16 protein-coding genes and 1 pseudogene are annotated in these 15,248 nt (G+C 73.4%); 8 read left to right on the top strand and 9 right to left on the bottom strand.

Annotation, left to right across the window (positions count from 1 at the left end; all coding sequences use genetic code 11):
- Positions 1–29 precede the first annotated feature (29 nt).
- A complete protein-coding gene (locus ACZ6TV_RS30305) occupies positions 30–1,709 on the top strand; it encodes a BTAD domain-containing putative transcriptional regulator (RefSeq protein WP_465300698.1) in 1,680 nt (559 codons plus the stop codon).
- A gap of 141 nt (positions 1,710–1,850) precedes the next feature.
- A complete protein-coding gene (locus ACZ6TV_RS30300) occupies positions 1,851–3,107 on the top strand; it encodes an ammonium transporter (RefSeq protein ID WP_465300697.1) in 1,257 nt (418 codons plus the stop codon).
- Here the strand turns inward: ACZ6TV_RS30300 and ACZ6TV_RS30295 are convergent.
- From ACZ6TV_RS30295 to ACZ6TV_RS30275, 5 genes are all read right to left on the bottom strand, one after another.
- On the bottom strand, positions 3,095–4,273 hold the full coding sequence (locus ACZ6TV_RS30295; RefSeq protein WP_465300696.1) for a mandelate racemase/muconate lactonizing enzyme family protein: 1,179 nt from the start codon (positions 4,271–4,273) through the stop codon (positions 3,095–3,097). The two genes, ACZ6TV_RS30300 and ACZ6TV_RS30295, sit on opposite strands and share 13 nt — an antisense overlap.
- The gene (locus ACZ6TV_RS30290) at positions 4,270–5,196 is read right to left on the bottom strand and encodes a glycoside hydrolase family 88 protein (protein WP_465300695.1); all 927 of its coding nucleotides are present in this window, start codon (positions 5,194–5,196) and stop codon (positions 4,270–4,272) included. Before ACZ6TV_RS30290 ends, ACZ6TV_RS30295 begins: the two co-directional genes overlap by 4 nt.
- Before the next feature lie 336 nt (positions 5,197–5,532).
- Complete coding sequence (locus ACZ6TV_RS30285; RefSeq protein WP_465300694.1) at positions 5,533–6,624, bottom strand: sensor histidine kinase; 1,092 nt, start codon at positions 6,622–6,624, stop codon at positions 5,533–5,535.
- A 14-nt stretch (positions 6,625–6,638) separates the two neighbouring features.
- Positions 6,639–7,307, bottom strand: a complete 669-nt coding sequence (locus ACZ6TV_RS30280; protein ID WP_465300693.1) for a response regulator transcription factor — start codon at positions 7,305–7,307, stop codon at positions 6,639–6,641.
- A gap of 9 nt (positions 7,308–7,316) precedes the next feature.
- On the bottom strand, positions 7,317–7,988 hold the full coding sequence (locus tag ACZ6TV_RS30275) for a VanZ family protein (protein ID WP_465300692.1): 672 nt from the start codon (positions 7,986–7,988) through the stop codon (positions 7,317–7,319).
- A gap of 239 nt (positions 7,989–8,227) precedes the next feature.
- On the opposite strand from ACZ6TV_RS30275, the pseudogene ACZ6TV_RS30270 reads away from it, so the two are divergent.
- The 5 genes and pseudogenes from ACZ6TV_RS30270 to ACZ6TV_RS30250 all read left to right on the top strand — a co-directional run.
- A pseudogene (locus ACZ6TV_RS30270) lies at positions 8,228–8,434 on the top strand (M23 family metallopeptidase); the annotation flags it as partial.
- 93 nt (positions 8,435–8,527) lie between these two features.
- On the top strand, positions 8,528–9,478 hold the full coding sequence (locus ACZ6TV_RS30265) for a DUF8189 domain-containing protein (RefSeq protein WP_465300844.1): 951 nt from the start codon (positions 8,528–8,530) through the stop codon (positions 9,476–9,478).
- A 79-nt stretch (positions 9,479–9,557) separates the two neighbouring features.
- The gene (locus tag ACZ6TV_RS30260) at positions 9,558–10,478 is read left to right on the top strand and encodes a hypothetical protein (RefSeq protein WP_465300691.1); all 921 of its coding nucleotides are present in this window, start codon (positions 9,558–9,560) and stop codon (positions 10,476–10,478) included.
- A 2-nt stretch (positions 10,479–10,480) separates the two neighbouring features.
- Complete coding sequence (locus tag ACZ6TV_RS30255) at positions 10,481–10,852, top strand: DUF8189 domain-containing protein (RefSeq protein ID WP_465300843.1); 372 nt, start codon at positions 10,481–10,483, stop codon at positions 10,850–10,852.
- A 107-nt stretch (positions 10,853–10,959) separates the two neighbouring features.
- Positions 10,960–11,271 carry a hypothetical protein gene (locus ACZ6TV_RS30250; protein ID WP_465300690.1) on the top strand — a complete coding sequence of 104 codons (312 nt, stop codon included), beginning with the start codon at positions 10,960–10,962 and terminating at the stop codon, positions 11,269–11,271.
- A gap of 13 nt (positions 11,272–11,284) precedes the next feature.
- Here the strand turns inward: ACZ6TV_RS30250 and ACZ6TV_RS30245 are convergent, their stop codons facing one another.
- The gene (locus tag ACZ6TV_RS30245; RefSeq protein ID WP_465300689.1) at positions 11,285–11,941 is read right to left on the bottom strand and encodes a 4'-phosphopantetheinyl transferase family protein; all 657 of its coding nucleotides are present in this window, start codon (positions 11,939–11,941) and stop codon (positions 11,285–11,287) included.
- A 272-nt stretch (positions 11,942–12,213) separates the two neighbouring features.
- Between ACZ6TV_RS30245 and ACZ6TV_RS30240 the strand changes: the two genes are divergently transcribed.
- Positions 12,214–13,437, top strand: coding sequence for a cytochrome P450 (locus ACZ6TV_RS30240; protein ID WP_465300688.1), 1,224 nt, complete (start codon positions 12,214–12,216; stop codon positions 13,435–13,437).
- 110 nt (positions 13,438–13,547) lie between these two features.
- On the opposite strand, the gene ACZ6TV_RS30235 is transcribed toward ACZ6TV_RS30240, so the two are convergent.
- From ACZ6TV_RS30235 to ACZ6TV_RS30225, 3 genes are all read right to left on the bottom strand, one after another.
- The gene (locus ACZ6TV_RS30235) at positions 13,548–13,757 is read right to left on the bottom strand and encodes a DUF5988 family protein (protein ID WP_465300687.1); all 210 of its coding nucleotides are present in this window, start codon (positions 13,755–13,757) and stop codon (positions 13,548–13,550) included.
- A gap of 132 nt (positions 13,758–13,889) precedes the next feature.
- A complete protein-coding gene (locus ACZ6TV_RS30230; RefSeq protein ID WP_465300686.1) occupies positions 13,890–14,294 on the bottom strand; it encodes an allene oxide cyclase barrel-like domain-containing protein in 405 nt (134 codons plus the stop codon).
- Between the two features lie 99 nt (positions 14,295–14,393).
- Positions 14,394–15,248 (bottom strand): hypothetical protein (locus ACZ6TV_RS30225; protein WP_465300685.1); only part of this gene is annotated, 855 nt, incomplete at its 5' end.

The following is a 15,248-nucleotide window of genomic DNA, read 5'->3' as shown; positions in this document are numbered from 1 at the left end:
CCGGCTGCGATCGGACCACGGGGGCTTGCTTGGTCGGGGATCTGGCGGGGGCGGCATTCGGTGAGCTGGTGCGCGCCGCCCGGGTGGCGGCGGCGCTGTCGCAGCGGGAGCTGGCCGCGAAGGCCGGGATCAGCATCGCCGCCCTGCGCGACCTCGAGCAGGGCAGGACCCGGCACCCGCAGCCCGCCTCGGTGCGGTCGCTGCTCGCCGCGCTCGGCCTCACCGGACCCGACGCCGACCGGCTCCGCCACGCCGCGGCGCGTCCGGAGCCGCCGGGCGGACCGGCCCGCGGCGGCGACGCGCCCGTGCTCGGGGTGCTCGGCCCGATGGAGCTCGGCACCCGGCCGCTGGGCGGTGACCGGCAGCGGACCGTCCTCGCCCGGCTCGCGGTCACGCCCAACGAGGTGGTGTCCCGCGCGGAGCTCAGCGAGCTGCTGTGGGGCGGCAGCGAGCCCGCGTCGGCCGGGAACCTCATGCACACCTACGTGGCCCGGCTCCGGCCGGCGCTGCGCCCGCTGGAGGTCGCCCGCGGCGCGTACGGCGGCTACGTCCTGCGGGCCGGCGGCGACGAGCTGGACCTGCTGCGCTTCCGCGGGCTCGTCGCCGACGCGGGAGACGCCGCTGGGGACGCCGCTGGGGACGCCGCTGGAGAGCGGGCGATCGACCTGCTCGAACGGGCGCTGCGGCTGTGGCGCGGCGATCCGGTCGCCGACGTGCCCGCCATGGCCGGGCACCCCCTCGCGCTCGCGCTGACCGACGAGCGGATCGCCGCCGTGCTGCGGCACGCGGCGCTCGCCGACGCCGCCGGGCGGCACGACCGGTCGCTGCCGATACTGCGCGCCTTCACCACGCGGCACCCGTTGCACGAGCCGTTGTGGGGCCACTACGTGGTGGCGCTCGCCGCCACCGGACTGCAGGCCGAGGCGCTGCGCGCGTACGACGTGGTCCGCGGGCGCCTCGACGAGGACCTGGGCATCGACCCGGGCCCCGAGCTGGCCGAGAGCCGGCAGCGGGTGCTCCGCCAGCACTGGGTCCGCGACCCGGCGCTGTCCACGCGGCCGGGGAGGCCGGACGCGCCGGCCGTGCCCCGGCCGAGGGCCGCCGGTCCGATGGCGGGCGCCGCCGCGCGTGCCGTGGCCGCCGAGCGGCGGCCGCGGGAGTCGCCCGGCGCCGACCCGGCCGCCGGCTACGCGACGCTCTCCCCGCCCGCGGCGCGCGCGTTGCGGCTGCTGGCCCTGGCACCGGAGGCGGACCTGGCACTTCCGGCCGTCTGCGCGCTGCTCGGCCGCGCCGAGGACCAGACCGGCGAGATCCTCGACGAGCTGACCGGCGCCGGCCTGCTCCGCACGTCGCCGACCGGCCGGCACCGGCTCTTCGCCCCGGCCCGGGAGCTCGGCCGGCACCGCGCGCGGACCGCCGACCCCGCGGAGGTGCGCACCGCGGCGCTGCACCGGCTGCGGCAGTTCTTCGCGATCCGGATCGCGGACGCGGTACGGCTGCACCGCCCGGACCTCGCCGCCCCGGCCGCGCCCGGGGTGCAGTACGCGTGTTTCGGCGGCGACGTCCAGGTCGCGCTCGCGTGGCTGGACGCCGAGCTGCCGCAGATCGTCGCGGTCATCGAGCACGCGGCCGCCGACGGTTGTGAGCCGCTCGCCTGGGAGCTGGCCGGGCAGCTGCACGGATACCTGTACACCCGGCGGGTCGCCTGACGTTTCGTTCAGGTCGTGCGTGTCACGCAGGAAACATGTTCGAAACGATGCTGAACAACGGGTGAAACGCGGGGCCGCGACGCTGCATGCCACGCGATCAACGGCGATCACGGACCACATGCGGAAGGGGAGGGGTCCGGGATGCCGGAGGGGTTCAGCGCGGGTGACACCGCCTGGCTGCTGGTGAGCGCGGCACTGGTGCTGCTGATGGTGCCGGGCCTGGCACTGTTCTACGGCGGCATGGTGCGGATCAAGAGCGCGCTCAACATGCTCATGATGTCGTTCGCCTGCCTCGCCGTCGTCACCGTCGTGTGGCTGCTCGCCGGCTACTCCCTCGCGTTCGGCGAGGACCACGGCGGCCTGATCGGCTCCCTCGAACACGCCGGGATGGCCGGGATCGGGCCGAAGGACCTCACCGGCTCGGTGCCGACGATGGCGTTCGCCGGGTTCCAGCTGATGTTCGCCATCATCACCGCGGCACTGCTGAGCGGGGCGATCGCCGACCGCGCGAAGTTCGGCTCATGGATCGCGTTCGTCGCGATCTGGGTCCTGGTGGTGTACGTGCCGATCGCGCACTGGGTGTTCGGCGGCGGCTGGATCGCCACCCACCTGCGCATCCTCGACCTCGCCGGCGGCACCGTCGTCGAGGTCAACTCCGGCGCGTCCGCCCTGGCCCTCGCGATCGTCCTCGGGCCACGGCTCGGGTTCCGCACCGAGGCGATGCGGCCGCACAGCCTGCCGCTGGTCATCCTCGGCGCCGGGCTGCTGTGGTTCGGCTGGTTCGGCTTCAACGCCGGCTCCGCGCTCACCACCGGCGGCGTCGCCTCCACCGCCTTCTTCAACACGCAGGTCGCCGGCGCCGCCGCGGTCGGCGGCTGGCTGATCGTCGAACGCTGGCGCGACGGGCACCCGACCACCCTGGGCGCCGCCTCCGGCGCGGTCGCCGGCCTCGTCGCGATCACCCCGTCGTGCGGTGCCGTCAACCCGCTCGGCGCCCTCGCCATCGGCACCATCGCCGGCGTCGCCTGCTGCTACGCCGTCGGCCTCAAGTACAAGATGGGCTACGACGACTCGCTCGACGTCGTCGGCGTCCACGGCATCGGCGGCCTCATCGGCACCGTCCTCATCGGCGTCCTCGCCACCGCGACGGTCACCGGCGGCGACGAGGGGCTCATCTTCGGCGGCGGGCTGGACCTGCTGGGCCGGCAGTCCCTCGCGGTGCTGGTCGTCGCCGTGTACGCGTTCGCCGTCACCTGGGTGGTCGCGAAGGCCATCGACCGGACCGTCGGCTTCCGCGTCGCCCCGGAGCACGAGCGCGGCGGCCTCGACCTCGTCATCCACGCCGAGAGCGCCTACGAGCAGCACGCCACCTCGGGCCGGGTCAGTCACCTGGCCTGACGGGCCATCGCGCGCACGGCCTGCTCGTCGACGGTGATGCCCAGACCGGCGCCGCCGGTGACGGTGCGGTGACCGGCGCTGGGCAGGTCCAGGTCGGGCGCGACCGGCACGCCGAGCGGGTTGGTGCCGATCCAGTGCTCGCAGACCTCGAAGTTGGGGATGGCGGCGGCGCACTGCAGGCTGGCGGCGAAGTGCACCGCGGAGCCGATGCTGACGTGCGGGGTGGCGACCGCGCCGAACGCGTCGGCGAGGGCGGCGATGCGCATCACGCCGGTGATGCCGCCGGCCCGGCAGACGTCGGGCTGCAGGACGTGCAGCGCGCCGACCCGCAGGAAGTCCAGCGCCCGGTGCCGGGTCGCCAGCGAGTCCAGGGCGAGCGGCGTGTCGAGGCGAAGCGCCAGGTCACGGTAGCCGTCGATGTGCTCGGGCGGGACCGGCATCTCGAAGAAGCCGGCGCCGAGCTCGTCGAGCGCCCGGCCGACCCGCAGCGCCTGCCGCTGGTCGTACTGGCCGGCGGCGTCGGCGTACACGCGGCCACCGGTGCCGAGCGCCTCGGCGACGGCGGCGACGCAGGCGACGTCCGCGGCCGGGTCGGTGCCGATCGCCACCTTGATCGCGGTGTACCCGCCGGCGGTGAGCCGGTCCGCCTCGGCGCGCACCCGCCCGGTGTCGGGTCCCGCCGGGATCCCTGACGCGTACACCGGCACGCTCGTGCGGAACGCGCCGCCGAGCAGCGCGTGCACCGGCTGCCGCAGGGTCCGCCCCCACGCGTCCCACAGCGCGATGTCCAGCCCGGACAGCGCCTCGAGCCAGAAGCCGCTGTCGTGGCCGCGGACCCGCATCGCCGCGTACATGCGCTCCCAGGTGACTGCGATCTCGTCGACGCGGCTGCCGGCCACGATCGGCGTGAGGAGCTCGGTGACGAGCGCGGCGGTCGCCGGGGCGGCCACCGGCGCCTTGCACTCGCCCCAGCCGGCGACGCCGTCGGACGTGACGACCCGGACCAGCACGGTGTCGATGGTGCTGGAGTACGCATACCGCCGGCGGGCCGTGACGGGATAGGTGCCGAGCTCCGCTCCCCGGTCGGCGCTCCACGTCCGGGCGCCCCAGTAGGTCTCGGCGGGCGGGACCCGCAGGACGAACGCCTCCACCGTCTCGATCTTCATCGCGCCTCCTGATCGGCGGACAGCAGGGCGAGCAGCAGCGGTCCCTGACCCCACGGGAAGACGCCGGTGTCGCGGTCCAGGTAGACGGCCGGCGGGCCGACCGGCGTGGCGGCCGAGACGGGCAGCCCGCCGCCGGCGTCGAGCCCGGCGACGGCGGCGTTCAGCGCCCGCGCACCCAGCGCCGCCCACGCCGGGTCGTGCAGCGTGCCGGCGGCGACCAGGGCACTGACGCTGAGCTCGACCGGCGCGTCCGGGTCGTCGACGATGGTGCGCCACGTGCCGTCGCGCTCATGGCCGGACAGTGCGGTCAGGAGCCGGTCGAGCCGGCCCCGCAGCGGTGCCCCGGCGGCGAGCAGCCCGTGCAGTGCCCAGCCCTGCCCGCGGCCCCAGTGCACCCCGTTGGCCGTGCCGTCGCCGGCGTCGTAGCCGTGGCTGAACAGGCCGGTCCCGTCCTGCAGCACCGCCGCGACGTCCTCGACCTGCTCCGCCGCGACTCGGTGGCCGGCGGTCGCGGCGAGCCCGGGACCGTCGGTGTGCAGGCAGTCGACCCAGATCGTCGTGCTCAGGCCGGGCAGGTCGGGCCGGTGCACGGCAGGCCTGCCGGCCACGGGCCGCGCGGCGCCGAGCACCGCGGTCCGGAACCGGTGCAGGGCCGCGTCCACGGTGACCGCCGGCCGCAGCCGGGCCAGCTCGACGAGCACGTCGACCGGGATCAGGTGATCGGTGGGCCCGGCCGGCCGGGAGAGCGAAGGACCGACCAGGTCCGCCACCGCGTCGATCCACGCCGGTCGCCGCAGCCGCTCCCCGGCCCCGAGGACGCCGAGCAGCGCCATGCCTTCGCCGAAGCCCCAGATCTTGTACGGATGGTCCAACGCGCGGGTTGCCACTGCCTCGATCGCGGCGGTCGTGGCTGGACCGTTCACCGCTGCCGTCCCCACCTTCTGCAATGTTGTTGCAGTATGTGCACGAACCCGTTTTGCCAGCTGAATCCGGCATCCCGGAAGCGAATCTAGCCTCAACGGTCACCGGGGCGCAACCGCCGATGCGCTAGTTTCCAGATCTTCGCGGCGATCCTGCAAGGAGCTTCCATATTGTGAATGCAGCCCTGCGTCGCTCTGGCGCCGCACTCTCCGGTCACCGCTGCCGACATCGTGCCGACGGCGCTCGCGCACGACAACACGTCCCGGCCGGCAACAACTGGGGCTCGTTCCCGGCGGTGACGGCGTGGTCTACCGCGTACCGCGCCTGACGCCGGCGCGTCAGGGTCTTTCGGGCCGGTCGGCCGGCGGCAGCCGCACCGTGACGCGGAGGCCGCCGCCGGCGCGGGCGGTGAGGGTGAGGGTGCCGTCGTGGGCGGTGGCGATGCTCCTGACGATCGCCAGGCCCAGGCCGGCGCCCTCGTGCGTGGTGTGCGCGCGTTCGGTGCCGCGCTGGAACGGCTCGACGAACGTGGCCACCGACTCCGGGGTGAGCGTCCCGCCGGTGTTCTCGACGGCGAGCACGACCGCGCCGGGCAGGACGCCGGTCGTCACCCGCACGGTGCCCCGCTCCGGCAGGTTGTGCACGATCGCGTTGTGGACGAGGTTCGTCGTCAGCTGCAGCAGCAGCGCGGGTGACCCGAGGGCGGGTGCCACGTCGCCGGTGGTCTCGACGGTGACGCCGTGCCGCTCCGCGAGGGGCAGGAGCGTCTCGGTCGCCTCCTCCGCCAGGAGGGACAGGTCGACGGGTTCCCGGGGGAACGACCGCCGGTCGGCGCGGCCGAGCAGCAGCAGCGCCTCGGTGAGGTTGATCGCCCGGGTGTTGACGGCCCGGAGCCGCTCGACGAGCTCGGCCGGGTCCCGCGTCGGGTCCCTGTGGGCCACGTCGAGCAGCGCCTGCGAGATGGCCAGGGGAGTGCGCAGCTCGTGGGAGGCGTTGGCGGCGAACCGCCGCTGCTCGGCGACGTGCGCCTCGAGCCGGGCGAGCATGGTGTCGAAGGCGTCCGCCAGCTCGCGGAACTCGTCGTTGCGGCCGGGCATCCGGATCCGGTGGGACAGCGAGCCGTTCGTGGCCTTGCGGGTGGCGTCGGCGATGCGGGTGAGCGGGGTGAGCATGCGACCGGCGAGGAACCACCCTCCGGCGAGCCCGAACACCAGCAGGAACACCAGCACCTGCGCGGCCCGCGGGGCGAAGGCCGCCAGGAGGTCGTCGCGGCTGGGGCCGCGCAGCAACGGCACGCGCGGACCGGGTGCGGCACCTGACGGGTTGGGCACGTAGCGCAGCAGGAACACCCACACGGTGGCCAGCAGCAGCACGCCCGCGAGCAAAAGGAATCCCGCGTAGCTGAGGGTCAGTCTGAGGCGGACGCTCACGCCCGGTGCCCTGTTCACGGTCGTGCGGTGTCGATGCGGTACCCGACCCCGGCGACCGTGGCGATGATCCCGGGCTCGCCGAGCCGTTTGCGCAGTGCCGAGACGGTGATGCGCACGGCGTTGGTGAACGGGTCCGCGTGCTCGTCCCAGGCGCGCTCCAGCAGCTCCTCGGCGCTGACGACGCCCCCTTCGGCGGTGACGAGCACCTCGAGGACGGCGAACTGCTTGCGGGTGAGCGCGATGTACCGGTCGTCGCGGTACACCTCGCGGCGGAACGGATCCACCCGCAGGCCGGCGATCTCCCGCACCGGTGGCCTGCTGTGCCCGCGCCTGCGGTCCAGCGCCCTGATGCGGAGCACGAGCTCCTGCAGGGCGAAGGGTTTCGTGAGGTAGTCGTCGGCGCCGAGCTCGAACCCGGACGCCTTGTCGTCGAGGCGGTCGGCGGCGGTGAGCATCAGGATCGGGATGCCGCTGCCGGAGGCGACGATCCGCCGGGCGACCTCGTCGCCGGACGGGCCGGGGATGTCCCGGTCCAGGACCGCGATGTCGTAGGAGTTGACGCTGAGCAGCTCCAGGGCGGTGTCGCCGTCCCCGGCGACGTCCGCGGCGATCGCCTCCAGCCGCAGACCGTCACGGACGGCCTCGGCCAGGTACGGCTCGTCCTCCACGATGAGTACGCGCATGCCGGCAGCCTATAAGCCGCGCGATGCGCGCGAATCAGATCGCCACCAGGGCCGCGACACCAGTGCGGCCAGCGCGGCGCCGGTCGCGTTGACCAGGACGTCGTCCACCGAGGACACCCGGTCAAGCCGAAGCACGAACTGGGCGGTCTCGACGATGACCGAGCAGGCCGCCCCGAGCGCCAGGACCCTCGGCACGGAGGCGAGGGCCGCGAACCGCATCGGCGCGAAGCACCCCAGCGCCGCGAAGACCAGCAGGTTCCCGCCGATGCCGATCGGTCCCATCGTGACGAGGTCGCGCAGCGGGACCAGGCTCACCCGGCCGGGGACGACACCCGCCCCGGGGCCCGGCATCATGGTCATCCACACGAACGGCACCGTCCCGTAGACCATGCCCACCTCGGCCAGCGACATCCGCCACGGCGACGTCCCGGCGGGCGCCCGCCGCCGGTACGCCAGCAGCCACGCCACCAGGACGGCGGGCGGCAACCCGGCCAGCGTCATGAGCACGACACCGTTCTCCGTGTCGTAGCACCCGTGCCACTGCCCGGCCAGGCACCGCGGGGCGGCCATCGTGAGCGGCATCCGCGCCGCGTAGACGGCGCACACCAGGCCGGCGACCGCCAGGATCAGCAGCACGATCCTGCCCGTACGGCGGGACGGCGCTGTCAGAGGTTCAGTCATACCGCCATCGAAGCCGGGCACCCGTTGCACGGGCGTATGCGGTTTCGCATACGCCGGCGATAGCCGCGATGCCCTATTGCGACGCCTTCGGCGTCACGGCGAACCAGCACTCCGGCATGACGGGGGACGGGTGCTCCTCGAGGGGGATGTCGTCCGTGGCCACGAACCCCCAGCCGTCCCACTCGTCGGCGCCCGGCTCGGCCCGGTCGCCGCGGGTGTAATACCAGGCCTCCGCCGGCGGGATCGCCTACCGCGGCCACAGCGAGTCCGGCGGTTACCAGGTCAGCATCATGCACGACAACGGCTGGCGCACCCTGTACCTGCACCTGCAGGTCAACTCGTACCAGTTCGCCGACGGTCAACGCGTCGAGCAGGGCCAGTACGTGGCGAGGACGGGCAACACCGGCAAGTCGAGCAGCGGCCCGCACCTGCACTACGAGCAGCAGAACCAGAACAGCGAAGGGAACTGGCGGGCGGTCCACGCCTGGATCAACGGGTCCCCGACCGACATCACCGACGACGCCCGGGAAAACTCGTACATGGAGCGGAGCCGGAACTGCGGCGACAACGTCGCCCCGGACGCGATCGGCCCGTCGACGCTGGTCGACGGCAACGGTTCGGTCCACGCGTTCGCCCGCGGCACCGACTCGTCGCTGAAGCACTGGTTCTGGAGCAACGGCTGGGTGTTCGACGTGCCCGGCACCGGCATCGCCGGCTCCCCGGCGGCGATGGTGGACGGCAGCGGCTCCGTGCAGGTGTTCGCGACCGGCACGGACGGGTCGCTGAAGCACTGGTACTGGTCCGGCGGCTGGCAGTACGACGTGCTCGGCACCGGCATCACCGGCAGGCCCGCGGTGATCGCGGACCCGGCCGGCAAGCTGCACATCTTCGCCCGCGGCACCGACGCCTCGCTCAAGCACTGGTACTGGAACAACGGCTGGCAGTTCGACGTGCCCGGCACCGGCATCGGCGGCTCCCCGGCGACGCTGGTCGACGGCAACGGCGCGCTGCAGGTGTTCGCCACCGGAACGGACGGGTCGCTGAAGCACTGGTACTGGAGCAACGGCTGGCAGTACGACGTGCCCGGCACCGGGATCACCGGCAGGCCTGCCGCGACGATGGACCCGGCCGGCAAGCTGCACATCTTCGCCCGCGGCACCGACTCGTCGCTGAAGCACTGGTTCTGGAACAACGGCTGGGTGCACGACGTGCCCGGCACCGGCATCGGCGCGTCCCCGGCGACGCTCGTGGACGGCAACGGCGCGCTGCAGGTGTTCGCGGCCGGGACGGACGGTTCGCTGAAGCACTGGTACTGGTCCAACGGCTGGCAGTTCGACGTGCCCGGCACCGGGATCACCGGCACACCCGCGGTGAGCATGGACGGCGCCGGGAAGCTGCAGGTCTTCGCCACCGGCACCGACGCCTCGCTCAAGCACTGGTTCTGGAACAACGGCTGGGTGCACGACGTCCCCGGCACCGGCATCGCCTGACCCACCAAGCGGTCCGAGGTGCAGCTCGAGCACCTCGGACCGCGCCGTTCCCTGCCCCGACACATCGAAGGAACCCCTCATGACACTCGTCAGACGCACCGTGCGAACGGTCGCGGCCGCCGCCGTCGTCGCCGGCCTGCTCCTCGCCGGCGCCGGCACCGCACACGCCGACCCGGTGCCACCGGGCGCGCTGCCCGGCCCGGCCGGCGGGCCCGTCTCCGGCCGGCTCGCGGCGCCCTCGTACACCGGCTGCACCCCGGAAGGAACGACCGCGGCCGACACGAGCCTCGCCCAGCAGCTCGCCCCGCAGATGAACGGCAGCCGGCTCGGCGGGGCCGTCAACGGCTACAACATCTCGTGCGCCCGGGCGATCGTCAGCGTCGTGCGCGGCCGTGGCCTTCCCGCTCGCGCGGCGGTCATCGCGGTCGCCACCGCCATCACCGAGACGACCCTGCACAACTACACGCAGGCCGTCGACCACGACAGCCTCGGGCTGTTCCAGCAGCGCCCGTCGCAGGGCTGGGGCACGCCGGCGCAGCTCATCGACCCGGTCTACGCCACGAACGCGTTCCTCGACGCCATGCTGCGCATCTACCCGAACAACGGCTGGACGAGCGGCGACATCGGCGACATCTGCCAGGGCGTGCAGCGTTCGGCGTTCCCGGCCGCGTACCGCGCCGAGGTCCACGACGCGCAGCTCATCGTCGACCGGCTCTACGGGACGGACGCGGGCCCGTCGACCCTCGTCGACGGCAACGGCTCGGTGCACATCTTCGCCCGCGGCACCGATTCGTCGCTGAAGCACTGGTTCTGGAGCAACGGCTGGGTGTTCGACGTGCCCGGCACCGGCATCGCCGGCTCCCCGGCGGCGATGGTGGACGGCAACGGCGCGCTGCAGGTGTTCGCGGCCGGCACGGACGGTTCGCTGAAGCACTGGTACTGGAGCAACGGCTGGCAGTACGACGTGCCGGGCTCGGGGTCACTGGTACGCCGGCGGTGACGATGGACGGTGCCGGGAAGCTGCAGGTGTTCGCCCGTGGCACGGACTCGTCGCTGAAGCACTGGTTCTGGAACAACGGCTGGGTGCACGACGTCCCCGGCACCGGTGTCGGCGGGTCCCCGGCGACGATGGTGGACGGCAACGGCGCCGTCCAGGTGTTCGCGGCCGGCACGGACGGTTCGCTGAAGCACTGGTACTGGTCCGGCGGCTGGGTGTTCGACGCGCCGGGCTCGGGGGTCACCGGCACACCCGCGGTGACGATGGACGGTGCCGGGAAGCTGCAGGTGTTCGCCCGCGGTACCGACGCCTCGCTGAAGCACTGGTTCTGGAACAACGGCTGGGTGTTCGACGTGCCGGGCACCGGCATCGCCTGACCCGTCGGCGGTCCGAGGTGTCTCCCCCGGGCACCTCGGGCCGCCGGCGCTTTAGCGTTCCTCAAGCGCGGCTCCCTGTACTGGGGCTCCCTCCCCAGGAGCGCCTGATGTCATCGATCCGCTCGTCGCTCGCCGCGATCTGGAGGTCTCCCGCCGTGCGGTGGATCCGGCGTGGCGGGACGTGGGCGGTGACCGCGCTGAGCCTGTTCGGCGCGTCCATCTGGATGCCGGCGGAGTGGCACCGCCAGGAGGCCGAATCGAACACTGGGACCGGCCCTGAGACGCGGCACGGCGCGCGGGACGCGGCGGTGTTTCCGGCGTCGCCGGAGCACGACCGGCCGGAGCGGTGCCTGACGGCCGCCGAGCGGGCCGCCTGGCTCAGCCTCACCGCCTCCCTGAAGGCCGACCAGGAACAGTGAGCAGGGGCACGGTTCACGGGACGGTGACGGCGGTCAGCAGCAGCCCCCGCGCGGCCAGGAACCGTCCCTCGAAGTCGATCAGCGGCGGTCCGCCGTCGGTGCGGCGGCCGTCGACCAGCACCCTCGCCCGGAACGTGCGGGACACCGGATCGATGGTGAGCGCCGCCTCGACGAAGTCGAGCATCCGGCCGGTCAGCGGATACCACGCCTTGAACACCGACTCCTTGGCACTGAACAGCAACCGTCCCCAGTGGACGGTCGGGTCGGCCGCGGTGAGCGCGGCGAGCATGCTGCGCTCACCGGCCGTGGTCACCGCCTCGTCGACGCCGTCCGGCAGCGGCGCGTCCGGCTCGGCGTCGATGCCGACGCCGGCGAGGTCCCCGATCCGGGTGACCGCGGCGCCCCGGTAGCCGGTGCAGTGCGTGATGGCGCCGGCCACCCCGGCCGGCCACAGCGGCTCCCGTCGCGGACCCGCCCCGATCGGCGCCGGCGGGAGGCCGAGCCCGCGCAGCGCCTCGCGGGCGCAGCGGCGGGCGGTGACGAACTCGCGGCGGCGGCCCTCGACGGCCCGCTCGACCAGCCACTCCTCGCCCGGGAACGGGTCCTCGCCGGGGACGTCGCCGAACGCCTCGGCCGCGCTCACCGGGGCGGGCAACAGCTGCTCGATCACGTGTCGGCTCCGGCGGGGCTCGCCCGGGCGGCGTCTCGTCCGCCCGCGCTCGGGGTTTCGGGTCGCCAGGATGCGAGCGTCGGCTAAAGCGGCGCTCCACTCGGGACCGGCGGGGTTAGGGACGCTTTAGCCGGCGGGGTTAGGGCCGCTTTAGCCGGCCGCACCATGCTGACGGCGCGGGGGGCATCGACCTGGCTCGGTTCGGCGATGCGGGCCGCGCAGACGTCCGGCCCTGCCGGCGTTGTACTGGTTGCCGATCTGAGGGGTCATGCATGACGAAACCGTTGGAGTTCCCGATCGCGCGCCGCTGCCCGTTCGACCCGCCGGAGGAGTACGCCCAGCTGCGCGCGGAGGAGCCGATCGTCCGGGTAATGCTGCACCGCATCGAGCAGGAGGTGTGGCTGGTCACCCGGCACGAGCACGTCCGTGCGCTGCTCACCGACCCCAGGCTCAGCTCCGACCGCTTCGACCCGAAGTTCCCGCAGCACAGGATGCTGCAGCAGCAGCTGCGCGAAGGGTTCGCCGGGGCCAGCAAGGCACTGATCGGTCTCGACCCGCCGGAGCACAACGCGCCCCGGCGGATGGTGGTCAACGAGTTCACCATGCGGCGGGTCACCGGGCTGCGCCCGCGCATCCAGGAGATCGTGGACGAGCGGATCGACGCCATGCTCGCCGCCGGCAACAAGGCCGACCTGTACCACGAGCTGGCCGCGCCGGTGCCGGCCATGGTGATCAGTGAGCTGCTCGGCGTGCCCGACGAGGACCGCAAGTACTTCCAGGCGCAGACCGCGGTGCTGCTGCTGGTGACCAGTACCCCGGAGGAGCAGTTCGCGGCGGGCGTCGCGTTGAACCAGTTCATGGAGGACCTGGTCACCAGCAAGGAACGCGACCCCGGCGACGACCTGCTCGGCCGCCTGGTCGTGCGCAACCGGGAGACCGAGGTGTTCACCCACCCGGAGCTGGTCGGCATGGCCATGCTCCTGCTCGTCGCCGGGCACGAGACCGTGTCGAACATGATCGCGCTGGGCACCATCGCCCTGCTGCGCAACCCGGACGCGTTCGCCGAGCTCCGCGACGACCCGGACCTGGTGGTCAAGACGGTCGAGGAGATGCTGCGCTTCCAACCGACCACCGACGGCCTGCCGCGCGTCGCCACGGAGGACATCGAGATCGGCGGGGTCACCATCAAGGCCGGTGAAGGGGTGATGTTCTCGCTCACCTCGGCCAACCGCGACGAGGACGCCTTCCCGAACGCGGACGAGTTCGACGTGCGCCGCGGCGACCGGCACCACGTGTCCTTCGGCTACGGCATCCACCAGTGCCTGGGGCAGAACCTGGCCAGGGCGCAGCTGGAGATCACCTTCCGCACGCTGGTGCGCCGGATTCCCACGCTGCGGCTCGCCGTCGACGTCGACGACCTGCCCTACAAGGAGACGGTCGCGATCAACGGCGTGTGCGCGATCGACGGCGTGTCCTCGCTGCCGGTCACCTGGTGACGCGCGCGGGCCGGTGACCCGGCGAGCGGGCCGGACAGCATCGAAGGCCGGCACGGAGAGGAATCCCCTTCCGTGCCGGCCTTTTCCGTTGCCGGGCCGCGTGCTGCGGGCTACTCCGCGACCTTCGTGCACATGGTCCAGCGGAAGATCGGAACTCCGTTCTCGGTGAACTCGGCGACCCGTTCGAAGTGCTCCCAGCCGTTGGAGAAGCTGAGCTTGACCTTGAGGTCTCCGACCGGGACGAGCGCCGTGCGAAGGCGGTCCGGTAGGTGGACCGGGCCGCCTTCGAGACGGCACTCCTCCATGAGTGTTTCGGTCATGGTGCGGCACCTCCTCTGATGGGCCGGGCGCGCGGAAGCCCGCCACCGGGCCCGGAAGACCAGGGTGAGCGCTGATGGACGCTGAGCCGGTCCGGCCGGTCGGGCGCACCGACCGGACATGACGGCGGAGGCTCAGCCGAACAGGAAGACGGCGGCGTCCATCACCTTGTGCGGCTCCTTGATGCGGAGCATGCGGACGCCCGTCCAGCCCTTGTACGGGCCGCTGGCGCCGGTGGCGCCCAGGGTGACCCACTGGCCCGCCTGGATGTCGTTGGCGTCGATCCAGCCTTCGATGGAAACGGTGCCGTCCGCCAGGACGAGCTCCTCCGTGTAGTGGATCATCACGTGGTTGTCGCCGGGCCGCTGGTACGCGACCTTGCCACGGCCGGAGAGCGTGCCGACCTTGTTGCCTTCACCGTCGAGCAGCACGGTGTCGTAGGAGTCGGCGTCCCCGACCTCGGGCGTGTCCGGGGAGTTGCCCTCGTAGCGGAGATTGACCAGTTCGGTGAGACCGGTGAAGACGATGCTGTCGGCCATGGACGTCCCTTCTGCCGCGATCCGGTGCGTGCAGCCAGCATGGGGTCGCTGACTAAAGCGGCTCTAGTCGTCCCAGGTCAGTCCAGGTTCAGCACGGGGTCAGTACAGGTCGGCCCAGCCCCAGGGCTCCGCCGGCCGGCCGTCGGGCTCGCGCCCGAACAGGTACTGCGCGCCGTCGCCGCGCTGGAGGTCGAACCGTCCCTCGGCCGGCAGCCGATCGGCCAGCAGGGTGACCTGGTCGTGCGCGCCGGCCTCGCGCAGCCTGTCCGCCAGTCCGGCCACCGCGGCCGGGTCGTCGATCGACACGTGGGCCGCGGGCCGGCGCTGCAGCAGCGTCGCGGCCGGTCCGGGCGTGCCGCCGAACCCGCGCAACCCACCGAGGAGCCGGGCCACGCCGGCGGGGTCGTCGAGGGGGGCGTCGGCGGCGGCGCGGCCGGCGAGCACGGCGGCCTGGCCGGCCGCGCCGGCGTCGCCGAGTGCCTGCAGCAGCCGGGCCACGAGCGCCGGGTGGTCGAGCGGGACGCCGGCGGCGGCGTGCTCGGCGAGCGCGGTGACCTGGTCGTGCGCGTCCGCCCTGCCCAGGCTGTCCAGCAGCCAGGCCACCGCGGCGGGACGGTCGAGGGCGGCGTGGCGGGCGGGGTCGCGGCGCAGGAGCGTGGCGGCCTGGTCGTGTGCGCCGGTCTCGGCCAGCCGGTCCAGGAGCTGGGCGACGGCGGCCGGGTTGTCGAGTGGGGTGTGCGCGGCGGCGCGGTCGGCGAGCGCGGCGGCCTGCTGGTCGGCGCCGGCCGCGTGCAGCCCGTCGAGGAGCCCCGCGACGGACGCCGGGTCGTCGAGCGCGGCGTGACCGGCGGGGTCACGGCGCAGGAGCGTGGCGGCCTGGTCGTGTGCGCCGGTCTCGGCCAGCCGGTCCAGGAGCTGGGCGACGGCGGCCGGGTTGTCGAGTGGGGTGTGCGC

The sequence above is a fragment of the Dactylosporangium sp. NPDC051087 genome, from assembly GCF_055586325.1.
Note: the sequence above shows the minus strand (reverse complement) of the source record. Positions and strands in the feature narration are given on the sequence as shown.